Raw genomic sequence first — 13695 nt, 5'->3', positions numbered from 1 at the left:
GCGGCCCCCTCGGGGTCTGGCCGCCGGCGGCTCGCAGCCATTGGTGGCGGTGCAGGAATCCGCCACCGGCCCGCGCTTCGCGGGCAACGCCATTCCATCGGCGTCAAATAGCGGGCGTCGTGAGGAAAGGAAAACGAAGTGCTCATCTCCCAGCGACCCACACTGTCCGAAGAGGCGGTGTCGGAGACGCGCTCCCGGTTCGTCATCGAGCCGCTGGAGCCGGGCTTCGGCTACACCCTCGGCAACTCGCTGCGTCGTACCCTGCTCTCCTCGATCCCGGGTGCGGCGGTCACCAGCCTGCGCATCGACGGTGTGCTGCACGAGTTCACCACGATTCCGGGTGTGAAGGAAGACGTCACCGACGTCATCCTGAACATCAAGGAGCTGGTCGTCAGCTCCGAGGAAGACGAGCCGGTGACGATGTACCTGCGCAAGCAGGGGCCGGGTGAGGTCACCGCGGCCGACATCGTGCCGCCGGCGGGCGTCACGGTGCACAACCCCGACCTGCACATCGCCACCCTCAACGCGAAGGGCAAGCTGGAGATCGAGCTCGTCGTCGAGCGTGGTCGTGGCTATGTCCCCGCGATGCAGAACAAGCAGACCGGTGCCGAGATCGGCCGCATCCCGGTGGACTCGATCTACTCGCCGGTGCTGAAGGTGACCTACAAGGTCGAGGCGACCCGTGTCGAGCAGCGCACGGACTTCGACAAGCTGATCCTCGACGTGGAGAGCAAGCCGTCGATCACCCCGCGCGACGCGGTGGCTTCGGCGGGACGCACCCTCGTCGAGCTGTTCGGGCTCGCCCGCGAGCTCAACATCGACGCCGAAGGCATCGAGATCGGCCCGTCGCCGGCGGAAGCCGACACCATCGCGGCCTACGCGATGCCGATCGAGGACCTCGACCTGACGGTGCGCTCCTACAACTGCCTCAAGCGGGAGGGCATCCACACCGTCGGCGAGCTGGTCTCGCGTAGCGAGGCCGACCTGCTGGACATCCGCAACTTTGGTGCGAAGTCCATCGACGAGGTCAAGATGAAGCTGGCCGGCCTTGGGCTCGCGCTCAAGGACAGCCCGCCCGGATTCGACCCGTCGGCCGCGGCGGCCGAGTACCCGTCCGAAGGCTGGTCTTCCGAGGAGACCACCGTCGGCGCGATCGGGCCCGTCGAGGACAACGGCTACGACGACGGTCAGGACTACGCGGAGACAGAGCAGCTGTAGCTGTGTTGCGCGTCCGGGGTACACCGGCGCGCCCTGAGAGGAGCAACCGATGCCCACCCCGACCAAGGGTCCGCGTCTCGGCGGGTCGCCGGCGCACGAGCGGCTCATCATGGCCAACCTGGCCACCTCGCTGTTCGAGCACGGCCGGATCACCACGACCGAGGCGAAGGCGAAGCGGCTTCGGCCGATCGCCGAGCGGCTCATCACCAAGGCCAAGAAGGGTGACCTGCACAACCGTCGCGAGGTCATGAAGACCATCCGCGACAAGGACGTCGTGCACAAGCTCTTCGCCGAGATCGGCCCGCACTTCGCGGAACGCAACGGCGGTTACACCCGCATCATCAAGATGATGCCGCGCAAGGGTGACAACGCGAAGATGGCCGTCATCGCGCTGGTGACCGAGAGGCTCGTCACCACCGAGGCGGAGGCCGCTCGCGGCACGAAGTTCGCCAAGGACGAGCTGAAGGCCGAGGCTCTGGAGGCCACCGAGGCTCTGGAGGCCGCCGAGACTCCGGAGGCCGCCGAGACTCCGGAGGCCACCGAGGACGAGCCGAAGGCCGAGGAAACCCCGAAGGCCGAGACTCCGGAGGCCACCGAGGCCAAGGCCGAGGACACCGCTGCCGAGAAGAAGGACGAGTCCTGATTCCGGCACGTAGTGCTGCCGTGAACGAGCCCGCCGCTCCCGCTGGGGACGGCGGGCTCGTTCGCGTGCGCCTCGACGTTTCCTACGACGGCACGGATTTCTGCGGCTGGGCGAAGCAGCCGGGTCAGCGCACCGTGCAGGGCCTGGTGGAGGACGCGCTGGCGAAGCAGCCGCCGGGGCGGTCGGTGCCGCGACCGGTGGTGGTCGCAGGGCGGACGGATTCCGGGGTGCACGCCTCGGGGCAGGTCGTGCACTTCGACGTGGTGCCCCACGACCCCGTCGGCGGTGAGCGGATTTCCGTTAACGCCCAGGGGATCCCGGACCTGGAGCGGATGGTGCACCGGTGGAACCGGATCCTCCCGCCGGACGTGCGGGTGCTGGGGGCACGGGTGGTGCCTTCGGCGTTCGACGCGCGGTTCTCGGCGCTGCGTCGGCACTACCGGTACCAGGTGTCGGACGCACCGTGGGGCGTGGATCCGCTGCGGCGCCGGGACACACTCGCCTGGAACCGGCCGCTGGACGTGGCGGCGCTCAACGCCGCGGCGCAGGAGTTGTTGGGGCTCAACGACTTCGCGGCGTACTGCAAGCCGCGGGAGGGCGCCACGACGGTGCGCGAACTCCAGCGCTTCGAGTGGGGGCGGGTGGCGGAGCACCTGATCGTCGCACACGTCAGCGCGGACGCGTTCTGCCACTCGATGGTCCGGAGCCTGGTGGGCACGCTCCTGATGGTCGGCGACGGACGGAAAGCCCGGCCCTGGCCGGCAGAACTCCTCGAATCCACCAGCCGGACGACGGCGGTCGCCCCGGCCCACGGCCTGACCCTGACGGCCATCGACTACCCGTCAGACGAAGACCTCGAAGCGCGGGCCGCGCAAACCCGGGCGATGCGCACCCTCCCCTGACGCGGAGTGGGGACAATTTCGCGAGAAATTGACCGTCACCAGGGTGAACGTCAATTTCTCGCGAAATTGCGCAACAGCTCGCGCTCAGTCACCTTCGGCGGCCGAGGGCGTGCTTGACTTCGGCGACTACTCCTTTCGGGTCGCCGTAGAGGCTGTCGGCTGTCACGACGACAACGGTCCAGCCGCATTCCCGAAGGCGTCTCCGTCGTTGCCGATCACGTTGCTGTTGTCCGGGATCGGCGTGCCAGGCGCCGTCGTACTCCACGGCGAGTTTCGATTCCTCGAAGGCGAGATCGACCCTGGCCACGAATCCGCGTTCGTCGTACACCTCGACCTGCGGCGTTGGCACGAGGCCACCTTCGACGAGGGTCACCCTCAGCACGGACTCGGGTATCGATTCCGCCCGACCGTCCAAGAGTTCGAACGCACGCTGTGCCTTGCGAACTCCGTAGTAGCGGCGGGTCGACATGAAGCGTGCCAGGTCGTCCTCGTCGACCAGCCCGGCGTGCAGCATGGCATCGCAGTTGGCGATGCCAAAGCTCGGTGCGTTTCGAGCGAGGACGTCAAAGGCTGCTCTGGTGGGCGTTGCCCGTCGGATGCTGCTCCACGCGACGTGCTCGTCGACGCTGCTTTTCCTGGCCCAGGCTCGTAGGCCGAATCGGCGGTTCATGTAGCTGTGACCACTGACTAGTACTTCTACGGGGTCGTTCGGTCCGGCTAGCGGGACTCCGAGCAAGGTTGCAGCGGAGCGGCCGGTGAGGATGGCGTCGTCAGGCAGGGTTATGGAGGCGGCGCGACATCGGAGCTCGTGCGTGATCTCGACGTCTCTCGTCGTGTAGATCCCGTGGATGACCTTGCGGAAGTTGGTGCGCAGTTCGCGGTCTTTGATGCCGTGTGCGATCGCCTCGCCGCGGGTGAACAGCGGGGCTTCAGTCTTGTGCGGAAGAACGGTTGAAGTGTCCATGTAGGACAGCGTGGCGGACCGGAAACGCTACTGTCACGCATCTTTTTAAATCTGTGGATGACTCGGGCCGCTGTGGATAACTTCGTGACCCCGAACGGGGGGTGATGTGCAATTTCGCGAGAAATTGACCGTCACCAGGGTGAACGTCAATTTCTCGCGAAATTGCGCAACAGCCGGTGACGGTTGGCGGGTTGCTGGCCGTGGTGGCGGCCGTCCCGTCGAGTGCGCCGTGTCGACTCTGGGTGGAAGCCGTGCGGAAGGGGACCTCGAGTGCTCCGCCGTCGAGGCGGCCGGAGGCTGGGCGAAGTCGTTTGGTGGAAGATCTCCATCCAGTTCGCCCCGCAACTTCGCAGACCTGCGCAAGGGCTTCGGCGTGGTCAGCTCAACACCGCGGATCTGGCATCATTTCCGGTTATGGGCAGTTAATATCACTCGCTGCTCAGGGGACCGAAAACGAAAAGCCCCGACCGTCGTGGCCAGGGCTTTCGCGGTGTTGCCGGAGGAGTCAGTCGCCGCGGCGGATCGGGCCGAGGATCTCCTTCTCCTTCTGGTTCGTCACCAGGCGGATCATCGTCCAGGTCATGTTGCCGAGGGCGATCACCTGGTCGTCCTTGAGCTGGGTCAGCTGCTGGACCTGGTGGCCGCGGAGGCTCCAGATGCGCTGGGCGAGCTGTGCCTGGTTCAGCGGGAGGCGCTGCAGCAGCACCAGGTCCGCCGTGTTCGCCGCCGTGCCGCTGCTGACCTGCGGGTGCAGGTAGGGCAGCACGTACATGGTGGTCTGCCACGGTGCGCGCGGCGGGAACAGTTCCTGCGGCACCGCGCCGCCGTCGTGGATCACCAGCAGCGGGGTGTCCTCGGTGGACCTCGGGAGGTCGAACGGCGCCAACCGCCGGATCTGCGCCAGCGGCACCGGCTTCCCGTCCGGGGTCTGCCCGGCCGCGCGCTCCAGCATCTTCCACGCCGCCGGTCGACCGGTGGCGACGATCACCCAGGCACCGGTGGCCATCGCGCGCAGCGCGAGCTGCCGGGCGAGGTACAGGCCGCCGACGGTGACCATCCGGGTCGGGTGCGGCCGCAGCATCGACGCGGCCTGCGCCTCGCCCTGCGGGTCTGAGCCGATGATCACGCCGCCGCGGTCGCCGGACGGGCTGATGGCGTCCAGGGTTTCCGCGGTGACCAGGAATTCCGGTGCCGCGCCGCGGCTGCCCGGCACATCGATCGTTCTGCTTCGGCTCATGCCGCACCTCCGAGCGGCAGCGTCGCCGCGTAGCCGGCCAGTTGCGAGCCGCGCAGCGGGGTCAGGGTCAACCCGAGACGGTTGCTGATCGCCTTCAGCCGCTCGTCGGCGGCGTCCAGCTCGGTGGGCGTGCGGGCGCTGACCCGGACCAGGCCGCGCAGCCCGACCTCGCCTTCCTCGCCGACCGGCGAGATGGACAGCGCGATGCTGGTGGACAGCGCGCGGATCCCGGTGAGCGCGTTGAGGCTGTCGTTCATCTGGTTCGGCCAACCGGTGATGGCGTAGCTGGAGTGCCCGACGCCACCGGCGGTCACGCCGTCCCACCGCTCCTTGAGGCCCACCGGCCGTTGTGAACCGAGCACGCCGTGCAATTCCGCCGATGAGATCCCGGCCTGCAGCAGCTCGTCGGGGTCCAGCGGACGGGTCGGCACGCCCTGCCGCTCCAGCGCATTGCGGACTCGGGACAAGGCCCCGATGAGCGCCCGCTGCGCGCCGATGATGCCGCCGCCGCGCTCGCCGATGGCCTTGGCGCAGCGCTGCGGGTCGAGGCGGACCGCGATCCAGGTGGTGCGCCGGGCGGCCGCGGGCAGTCGGCCCAGGACTTCGAGGTAGGAGTTCAGCGCGGGCGAATTCGACGGCAGCGCCGCGCTTCCCGGGTAGCAGTGCCAGATGACCTGCACCGCGTCGAGCACCACGCCGCGGTCTTCCAGGCACGGAACCAGCACGCCCAGCGGCAGGTTCGGCGCGCTGTCGACCGGATTCAGCAGTGACGGGGCTGGCTCGACCATCAGCACCGCGGTCCACTTGCCCTTGTGCCACGACATTCCGACCGGGTTGCGGTCGTGGTCCTGGGTGCGGGCGATCACCAGGTCCTCGACGACCAGCCGCAGCAGCGCGACGCGGTGGTTCTCGTCCGGGCCGATGATGCCGTCGCCGTCCTTGTCCTCAGCCGGCTCCATCGCATCGACGTTGGCCGGGTGCGAAGCCCGGGTGTGGTTGCGGCCGCGGTATTCGAGCACCAGCCCGAACCACTGGGTGAACCACCGGCCGCGCCGCCGCAGCAGCGCGATGATGATCGCCAGCGCCGCCACACCGGCACCGACCGGCAGCGGCATGTTGTTGATCTGGGTGAGGATCAGGCCGATGGCGAGGCCGACCTCGATGAGCACGATGTTGGCCGCAGGGATGCCGCCGAGCGTCACGCCGTTGATCCGCCGCCGGCGCGCGCGAATTCGGGCGCGGGGCGGGTTGGCGGGCCCGGGAGCTTTCGGCTGGGCCGGATGTTGTGTGGTCACGGACATCCGTTCGGTCTCTCCCCCTCGCAGGTAAGTGCGGCACACGGCGCGCTGGGACGCGTTGTCGGAGTCAGCCGCGTGATGAGAATACTGACGGACTCGGTCGAACCGCACCCATTCGGTATATCTCTGCGACTATCCTGCGAAACCGTACCTCGGACGGGAGAGCTGTAGGCGAAGAATGGCATCAACACCCACAACGAAGTCACAGGTTCAGGCGTATCGGTTCGTGCTGCGCCGCATGGAGTCGGCGCTGGTGCGGAAAGACGCGGTGATGCTCCACGATCCGATGGGTTCGCACAAGCGGGCCACGGTCGCGGGTGCGGTACTCGCCGCTGTCGGCATGATCGGGTTCCTTGTTTGGGGCCTTTTCGGTGGTAAGGGCAACGTCCCGGAGCCGGGTTCGATAGTCATCGCCCAGGAAACCGGCAACGTTTTCGTCGTAACTTCAGACCAGCAGGCCCAGAAGCGGCTCATTCCGATGCTGAACATGGCCTCGGCGAAGTTGCTGGTCATGGCGCAGGGGGGAGGCCAGGGTGGCGGCCCGGTGGAGCCGACCAGGGTGAAGCAGGCCGCTCTGGCGGACTTCCCGCGCGGTGCGCTCACCGGCATGGTCAACGCGCCGACCTTCCTGCCTGACGCCAAGAATCCCGCGGAGCCGTCCTGGGCGATCTGCGATGTCGGCCAGGTCCGGGACACCCTCAGCGATGCCAAGGTGGAGGCCGCGACGAAGGTGGAGACGACGGTCATCGGCGGTGACGGCAACCACGGCACCGAGATCGCGCCGAACCAGTCGCTCTACGTCAAAGACCAGACCTCCAAGGAGGAATACCTCATCTACCGTGTGAAGGACCTGCCGGGTCGGCAGCACACGCACGCGGTGAAGTCGAAGATCAGCATGACGGAAACCACTGTCATGGACGTCTTCCGGCTTCGGGGCGCCACGCCGCGGACGATCAGCACGAACATGCTGAACGCGATCCCGGAGGTCCCGGCGCTGCAGGTGCCCACCATCCCGGGTGATGGTCAGCAGCTGCAGAGCTACATGACCCGCTACAAGGTCGGCGATGTGGTCAAGCGCACCCTGCCGGGGCAGCCGGACCAGTTCTTCCTGTTGCTGCAGAACGGGAAGCAGGAGATCAACGAGGGCGCGGCGGCGGTGCTGCACGCGTCGAAGACCAACAGCCAGGACATCCCGAACGCGACGGGTGCGGTCACCGACGCTCCGCAGGCCGACCCCAGCGAGCAGATCAACCTCTCCAGCTTCCCGACGGCGGTGCCCACGCCGGTCACCTTCCAGCAGTCCGACACTTCCTGCCTGAGCTGGAAGAACGTCAACGGTGATCAGAACATCACGGTGACCCTGCACAAGGGCTCGCCGGCGGCGAAGGCGCCGGTCAAGCTGGCCCAGTACGACGGTGCCGACCTGAACGTCGACTACTTCTACATGCCGCCGGGCAAGGCGGCCGTGGTGCGCGGGGCCTCGAATGAGGCCGGTGCGGACAGCGGCCCGATTTTCCTGGTTTCGGACCAGGGCGTGCAGTACGGCATCAAGGACGTCGCGACCGCGCAGGGACTCGGCGTGATCGGCGGTGCCGGCGACATCAAGGCGGGGCCGTCCTGGCTGATGCGGACGCTGCCGAACGGCGACTTCCTCGACCCGGCGAACGCGAGCCTGACCTACGACTCGGTCCCGGTCGGGCCGGGCGGAGTGAACCGCCCGCCGCAGAACCCGCAACAGCAGCAGCAAGCCGGAGCCGCCCAATCAGGTAGCTGACGGTTCGGGTCGCGGGAGCGGCCGAACCCACGCGCCGAACCGGGAACCGAACTGGTCGGCTCCAACGTCCGAGGAACAAGCGATCCGCCCGCAGCCCACGGTGAGCTGCGGGCGGATCGTCGTAAGAGCGACCGAACGTGGGAGGTACCGGATGTCGGGGATCCGGATCGACATCGAATGGCTGGCGAGCTGCGCGCGCGAGGTGCGCGCCGCCGGCGAGGAGATCACGGCGGCGCAGCCGGCGCTGACGGCCGCGGAACTCGCGCCGGAAACCTTCGGCGCGCTCGGCCGCGAGGCCGGTGCAGCCGAGGCCTACCAGCGCCTGTACGCCCTGCTGCTGGACCAGAACCGCCGCGCCGGGGAGACCTTGACCCGAGCCGGGGACGAGCTGCGTGAGGTCGTGGACTTCCACGCCGGGGGCGACGATGACAGCGCCGTCGCGATGCGAAAGCAGGAGGCATGAGCATGGCGCGCAACAGCTCCGAAGTGGCCGAGCACCTCGACTACCTGTCCCGCATCGCCGACGAACTAGAGGTCGCGAACTCGATCCCCGCGGATCTCGCCGACCTGGTCGGCCGCCACGAGGAACTGCGCGAGGCGGCCCGGGTCTGGCGCGAGGGCGCGGAAAACCTGGAGAACGCCGCAGCGCACGTGCAGGGCAGGCTCGGTGGAATCGATTCTGCTTGGCAGGGCCAGGACGCCGATGCCTTCCTCGCGCATGTCCAGGACGTCGGCCTGGCAGGCAACGACCTGGTCGACACGATGCGCGCGCTGGCGGATGTGCTGGACCACACGGTGGAAGCCCTGCAGGCGCAGTTGGACGACTTGGGCGGACTGGTCGCGGAAGCGGCGGATTCGGTGTCCGCGGCGCTGCTGGCACCCGAAGGAGGGGCGAAGCGGGCGCGCCAGCACCTGGCGGAATTGGCGCAGCCCGCCAGCGAGCTGGCGGAGTCCATTTCGGACACTTATCGCGCGTTCGCGCGGTTCTGCGACGACGTGGAGGCGGGCCGGTCGGCGGGATCGGTGCAGTTCGACCACCGGATGCCCGCCCAGGCATGGGACTTCAACGCCCCAACCCCGGCACACCCCCTGGCACAACCGGCGCTCGCTGAGCCGGCGGGGGCTGAATCGGCTGGCGGCGGTGCCGGAGGTGTCGGTGCTGTCGGTGGAGGTGCCGCTGCGGCGGGGGTTTCCGGGGCGCCCGGAGGAGGTGCCGCTGCGGCCGGGGTCTCCGGGGGACCCGGAGGAGGTGCGGAACACCCCCTCTCCCCAGGCGACACCACGCGAGCCGGGGAGCCTTCGGCGGTGCCACCCGCTGCCGCTGCCGCTGGTGGCGCGGTCGCCGGTGCGGCGGGCGGTGTTGCCGCCGGCGGCATGATGGGCGGCATGATGCCGATGGGCATGATGGGCGGAATGATGGGTGGCGCGCAGGGTGCCGGCCAGGACCGGAAGAACCAGTCCCGGCTGAAGAGTAAGCCGGAGGAACTGTTCGGCACGCCGCCGGATGCGGCCCCGGCGGTACTCGGCGAGTCGTCGCGAGACCGCGACCAGGACCAGGAACGGCCGGCCGCGACGACCCGGCAGTCGACGCGGAGGCTCGGTGTCCCGTCAATCATCGAGCCGCCCACCCCCCGCTCCTCGATCGCGGACGCCCTCCACCCCAAGCAGACGGCGGAAGACACCCCAAAGCCGAAGACGGGTACGGCATCGGTGGGTGATGCGCCACCGCCGAAGCCGAAGACGGGTACGGCATCGGTGGGTGATGCGCCACCGCCGAAGCCGAAGACGGGTACGGCATCGGTGGGTGATGCGCCACCGCCGAAGCCGAAGACGGGTACGGCATCGGTCGGCGACGCGCCACCGCCGAAGCGCCGGAACTAGGCCTCACGCCAACAAGATCCGCACATGAAACGCGTTCCATCCTGGGCCGGCACCGTTGAGCCCGCTTCGGCTGCTGGGGACCCGTGAGTGCTATCGGGTGCGATAGAGGCTGCTTGGGATGTGTTGGTTGAGGCGAACGGACCCGTTCGTGCCGTCTACCGAGGCGAACAGGCCGTTCGCTTCACACCGATTGGCGAGGCAGCAGCACGCCCTCCCACTAGACGAATAAGTCCGAATACGATCAGTGATCGTAGGCGGTGAGTGAGCGGGTAACGGGCTGGCAGGTGCGGAAGTTGTGCCAGATCGCGGCGGCCAGTGCAAGTACGCGCTGGGCGACGCGCACGGCGACGCCCTCGACGCTGTGTGCGCTGTGTTGTTCCAGGTCAAGCTGACCTTTGAGGGTGTCGTTGACGGACTCGATGAGCTGGCGGACCTTCTTGAGCATCGGCTCGCCCGCCTGCATGACCTCCTTCTTACGGGACGGTCGGAGCAAGGAGGCGAAATTCTTGTCACTGATCAGCAGCAACCCGACCCGGTCTTTGATCATTTCCGCGTCGACCTCCAGCACGTTTCGGTAAGCAGAGAACACCCGTGAGTGTTTTTGGGTGCCATGGCACCCAAAAACGCTCACGGGTGTTCTTCCGCCAGCTCACCCTGGAGCACCCAGGCACCGCAGGGACAATCGGTAACGGATCATGGACGCCGTCGCCTCATGCCCGCAGGAATTTGGACTTACTCGTCTAGGGCAGCCAGCGGGATCTCCAGGCAGTCTCGCAAAGCGATGACACAGATAGATGCTGAAGAAGTTCGTTCGGCAGGTAGATCGAGCGAGGAGCCTGGTGGGTTTAACGAGACGGCCCGGCGTCCGCATGGGACACCGGGCCGTCTCGTCGAACGTCTTCAGCCGCCGCTGTTTTCGCGGGCTCGGGCTCGGACGTTGCGGACCGCGTTGACCAGGAACGCCGTGAAGATGATCGCCGCGATTCCCGCTCCTGCACCGCCCAGGGCGATGATCAGGGCCGGGAAGTCCTTCTGCGGGATGACATCCACGTCCAGCTTCGTCGGCTTCGGCGGCGGCGCCGCCTTGTCGTACTCGGATGGGAGGACGTCGCTCAGCGCCGCCATTGGGTCGACCATGCCGTAGCCGACGATGTCGTTGCGTCCGTTGATGCCACCCGGGTGCAGGGCCGTCTGCTTGATCCGGTCCATCACCTGCTTTGCGGACTCGGCCGTGTTCATCGGCTTGCCTTCGCGCGCGAACTTCTCCTTGATCAGTGCCGCCAGGCCGGACACGTACGGCGCGGCGAAGCTGGTGCCCTGGATCGGGCCCATCTGGCCGTCCTTGCCCCCGGCGATTTGGCTGGCCAGGCCCTTGCCTTGGGCGCCCGGGTCAAGGGTGATCAGGTTCTCGCCCGGCGCGGCCACGTCCACCCACGGACCCGGCACGGTGAACTCCGACGGCGCACCCGCCTGGTTCACCGAGGCGACGGTGAGCACGTAGTCGTCGAACCAGGCGGGCAGCACCGCGGTCGTCGGGCTGCCGGCCGGGTTCTTCTGGCAGGCTTCGCCGACGTTTCCGGCTGCGGCGACCACAACGACCCCCGCTTCGTAGGCCTGCTTGACCGCGTTGTGCAGTTCCTGGTTACCAACGTCGAGGGGGTTGCTGCCCTGCGCGATCGGCTGGCACGACGACTGCGAGATGTTGATGATCGCTGCGCCCTGATCGACCGCGCCGTTGATGGCCTGCGCCATCGTCTTGGTGTTGCCGATCGTCGAGTTGTCCGACTGACGTATCCACACCTGGGAGGACTGCCGGATCGACAGGATCGTGGCTTCTGGTGCGATCCCGACATACCCTGTCTGGCCGGTCTCGTCCGGGGCCGCCCCGATGATGCCCGCCACTATCGTGCCATGCCCGTCGCAGTCGAAGGTGGCGCCGCCGCCCGGGACGGTGTTGTCACCGCCCTGCAGGTGGTGCAGTCGCGGATGTGGGTTCACCCCGGTGTCGATGACGGCCACCTTCTGGCCTTCACCCTTCAAGCCCTGCTCGTGGGCTCGTTCGTAGCCGAGCACCAGCTGGCTCCACGGCTTCTCCTCGATCATGGAGTTGCCGGTGTTGCCGCGCATGCAGCCCTGCTTTTGTTCGTAGCCGGGCGAGGCGTCCATTTTGGACCCGGTCTGCCACGCCTCGTTCAGCTGTGGCGGACCGACGGTCTGCGCGACCGCGGGTGCCGTGGGGCCGCCCAGCGCGAACGTGCCCACCGCGGCGAGCAGCGCGAATCCGCGCAGCCCGCCCCGGGAGCGGGAGATCCTAGAGCGCATCACGCCGCCCCTCAGAAGAAGTTCAGGTTGAGGTCGCGGATGTACATGTAGAGGTTCATGGCGGCCAGCGCCAGCGGCAGCACCAGCGCGATCAGGACCGCTTCCAGGATGTCCACCGTGCGGCGCTGCACCGGCGAGAACCGCCGGTTCGGGAACACCACGCCGAAGATGATCGCCAGGATGCCGAGCAGCAGCAGCGGCGGGAACACCCAGGCCACCGCCAGCGACCACTGCGCGACCTGCACCAGCAGGCCGATGGTGACGCCCAGGGACGACAGCAGACCGCTCAGCAGCAGCGCGATCGCCTGGCTGCCGTTGGCGTAGTTGCGGCCGCGCAGCAGCAGGACCGCCGAGACGACGATCGCGAACACCGCGCCCCAGATGCTGGCCGCTGCCGCGAGGATCGAGCCGAGCGCCGCGACCACGCCGCAGCCGATGATCAGGCCCGTCATGTACTGGTGCGCCAGACCAGTCTGCCGCTCGATCATGCGGTAGTCCGGGAAGCCGGTGTCTTCCTTGAGGTCCTCGGCGCTGCCCGGCACGTGCGGCAGCGGCAGCTTCGCGAGCTGGATGGTGATGCGCGGCAGCAGCGAGATGCCGGCCAGGCCGACGGCCGCGGCGCCCGCGGCGATGCCCGCGATGCTGGCGGTTGGCACCAGCGTCGCGACGAGGAAGGCGATGGTGCCGAACGCCGCCGCCGTGGCGGCCGCGATGAACGTCACGATGCCCGCGCCGATCACCATGATCGATACCGAGGCGAAGATCAGCGTCAACGCGCAGGCCAGCAACAGCCTGGGTTCGAGGGCGTTGCCCGGCACGATGTTGAAGCCCGCGACGAACGCCATCGGCAGCCCGCCCGCGGCGGCGATAACCGTGCCGGTGGTGGGCGCCGCGTAGGCGCGGGTCACGATCGAGCCGACACCGGTCGCGAAGATCGCCACCACGACCGCCGTTACGGCGGCCACGATCTGGTAGACGATCGGCGCCGTGCCCTCCAGTTCGGGGTGCAGCAGCCCGGCCGGGCCCGCCAACCCCAATGCGACGGCCGCACCGATGAGCGCCAGCGCGCCGGCCGCGTGCCCGATCTTGGCCGCGGTTTCCTTCGTCCACGGCCGATAGCTGCCCGGTTCCGCTTCCGCGAGCGCGTCGACGACGTCGTCGTACAGCGGCGGCGGCGGGTCGTCCGACCGGCGCCGCAGCTGCAACATGTCGCCGTCGACGATTCCCTGCGAGGACAGCGTCTGGCTCGGGTCGAGGGGCTGGCTCTCCCCGAGCTTGGCCAGGCACCAGCCGCCGTGCCGCGAACCGCCGTCCGAGGTGATCCCGCGGGCCATGTCCAGCACCATCGGCAAAAGGTCTGCCACCGCCACGTCTGCGGGAAGCGCCAGGTCGATACGAGTTGTAGGCGCCACCACCGTCACGCGGCTGAACACCGTGGTCCCGGTCGCCACTTGGG

The 13695-nt window shown here is 68.2% G+C and carries 12 protein-coding genes; 6 read left to right on the top strand and 6 right to left on the bottom strand.

The annotated features are described in order from the left end of the window. The first annotated feature begins 138 nt into the window (after positions 1-138). The 3 genes from FDZ84_RS08810 to truA are packed head-to-tail and all read left to right on the top strand — an operon-like array spanning position 139 to position 2763. Complete coding sequence (locus FDZ84_RS08810) at positions 139-1218, top strand: DNA-directed RNA polymerase subunit alpha (protein WP_010315355.1); 1080 nt, start codon at positions 139-141, stop codon at positions 1216-1218. 49 nt (positions 1219-1267) lie between these two features. Further along, positions 1268-1861: a 50S ribosomal protein L17 gene (rplQ, locus tag FDZ84_RS08805; protein ID WP_168585488.1), complete on the top strand. Its 594-nt coding sequence runs from the start codon at positions 1268-1270 to the stop codon at positions 1859-1861. A gap of 20 nt (positions 1862-1881) precedes the next feature. Then, positions 1882-2763, top strand: a complete 882-nt coding sequence (gene truA / locus FDZ84_RS08800; RefSeq protein WP_168585487.1) for a tRNA pseudouridine(38-40) synthase TruA — start codon at positions 1882-1884, stop codon at positions 2761-2763. An 88-nt stretch (positions 2764-2851) separates the two neighbouring features. Here truA and FDZ84_RS08795 read toward each other — a convergent pair whose 3' ends face one another. From FDZ84_RS08795 to eccE, 3 genes are all read right to left on the bottom strand, one after another. Next, positions 2852-3727 (bottom strand): endonuclease domain-containing protein, encoded by an 876-nt coding sequence (locus FDZ84_RS08795; protein WP_168585486.1) that lies wholly within the window; start codon positions 3725-3727, stop codon positions 2852-2854. A gap of 505 nt (positions 3728-4232) precedes the next feature. Continuing rightward, positions 4233-4964, bottom strand: coding sequence for a hypothetical protein (locus FDZ84_RS08790; RefSeq protein WP_010315349.1), 732 nt, complete (start codon positions 4962-4964; stop codon positions 4233-4235). After that, positions 4961-6265 (bottom strand): type VII secretion protein EccE, encoded by a 1305-nt coding sequence (gene eccE / locus FDZ84_RS08785; RefSeq protein WP_246868891.1) that lies wholly within the window; start codon positions 6263-6265, stop codon positions 4961-4963. The genes FDZ84_RS08790 and eccE overlap by 4 nt, the downstream gene beginning before the upstream one ends. A 175-nt stretch (positions 6266-6440) precedes the next feature. Here eccE and eccB point away from each other — a divergent pair, with 175 nt between their 5' ends. From eccB to FDZ84_RS08770, 3 genes are all read left to right on the top strand, one after another. Next, positions 6441-8036, top strand: coding sequence for a type VII secretion protein EccB (eccB, locus tag FDZ84_RS08780; protein WP_168585485.1), 1596 nt, complete (start codon positions 6441-6443; stop codon positions 8034-8036). Positions 8037-8187: 151 nt separating this feature from the next. Further along, entirely contained in the window at positions 8188-8499 is a 312-nt protein-coding gene (locus tag FDZ84_RS08775) for a hypothetical protein (protein ID WP_168585484.1), read from the top strand. Between the two features lie 2 nt (positions 8500-8501). Next, positions 8502-9917 carry a WXG100 family type VII secretion target gene (locus FDZ84_RS08770; RefSeq protein ID WP_168585483.1) on the top strand — a complete coding sequence of 472 codons (1416 nt, stop codon included), beginning with the start codon at positions 8502-8504 and terminating at the stop codon, positions 9915-9917. A 241-nt stretch (positions 9918-10158) separates the two neighbouring features. Here the strand turns inward: FDZ84_RS08770 and FDZ84_RS08765 are convergent, their stop codons facing one another. The 3 genes from FDZ84_RS08765 to eccD form a co-directional block, all read right to left on the bottom strand. Continuing rightward, positions 10159-10485 (bottom strand): hypothetical protein, encoded by a 327-nt coding sequence (locus FDZ84_RS08765; RefSeq protein WP_210435488.1) that lies wholly within the window; start codon positions 10483-10485, stop codon positions 10159-10161. 332 nt (positions 10486-10817) lie between these two features. Beyond that, positions 10818-12239, bottom strand: coding sequence for a type VII secretion-associated serine protease mycosin (gene mycP / locus FDZ84_RS08760; RefSeq protein ID WP_168585482.1), 1422 nt, complete (start codon positions 12237-12239; stop codon positions 10818-10820). An 11-nt stretch (positions 12240-12250) separates the two neighbouring features. Continuing rightward, positions 12251-13690, bottom strand: coding sequence for a type VII secretion integral membrane protein EccD (gene eccD, locus FDZ84_RS08755; protein ID WP_168585481.1), 1440 nt, complete (start codon positions 13688-13690; stop codon positions 12251-12253). Positions 13691-13695: the final 5 nt, after the last annotated feature.

The sequence above is a fragment of the Saccharopolyspora sp. ASAGF58 genome (genome assembly GCF_012277335.1).
Classification (GTDB): domain Bacteria; phylum Actinomycetota; class Actinomycetes; order Mycobacteriales; family Pseudonocardiaceae; genus Saccharopolyspora; species Saccharopolyspora hattusasensis.
The sequence above is the reverse complement of the archived record's forward strand: the minus strand, read 5'-3'. Positions and strand labels throughout refer to the sequence as shown.

Excerpts from the sequence above, each read along its gene's own strand:
- FDZ84_RS08770 (WP_168585483.1), top strand. The coding sequence starts at position 8,502 with ATGGCGCGCAACAGCTCCGAAGTGGCCGAGCACCTCGACTACCTGTCC.
- eccE (WP_246868891.1), bottom strand. The coding sequence starts at position 6,265 with ATGTCCGTGACCACACAACATCCGGCCCAGCCGAAAGCTCCCGGGCCC.
- FDZ84_RS08790 (WP_010315349.1), bottom strand. The coding sequence starts at position 4,964 with ATGAGCCGAAGCAGAACGATCGATGTGCCGGGCAGCCGCGGCGCGGCA.
- mycP (WP_168585482.1), bottom strand. The coding sequence starts at position 12,239 with ATGCGCTCTAGGATCTCCCGCTCCCGGGGCGGGCTGCGCGGATTCGCG.
- eccB (WP_168585485.1), top strand. The coding sequence starts at position 6,441 with ATGGCATCAACACCCACAACGAAGTCACAGGTTCAGGCGTATCGGTTC.
- rplQ (WP_168585488.1), top strand. The coding sequence starts at position 1,268 with ATGCCCACCCCGACCAAGGGTCCGCGTCTCGGCGGGTCGCCGGCGCAC.
- FDZ84_RS08795 (WP_168585486.1), bottom strand. The coding sequence starts at position 3,727 with ATGGACACTTCAACCGTTCTTCCGCACAAGACTGAAGCCCCGCTGTTC.
- FDZ84_RS08775 (WP_168585484.1), top strand. The coding sequence starts at position 8,188 with ATGTCGGGGATCCGGATCGACATCGAATGGCTGGCGAGCTGCGCGCGC.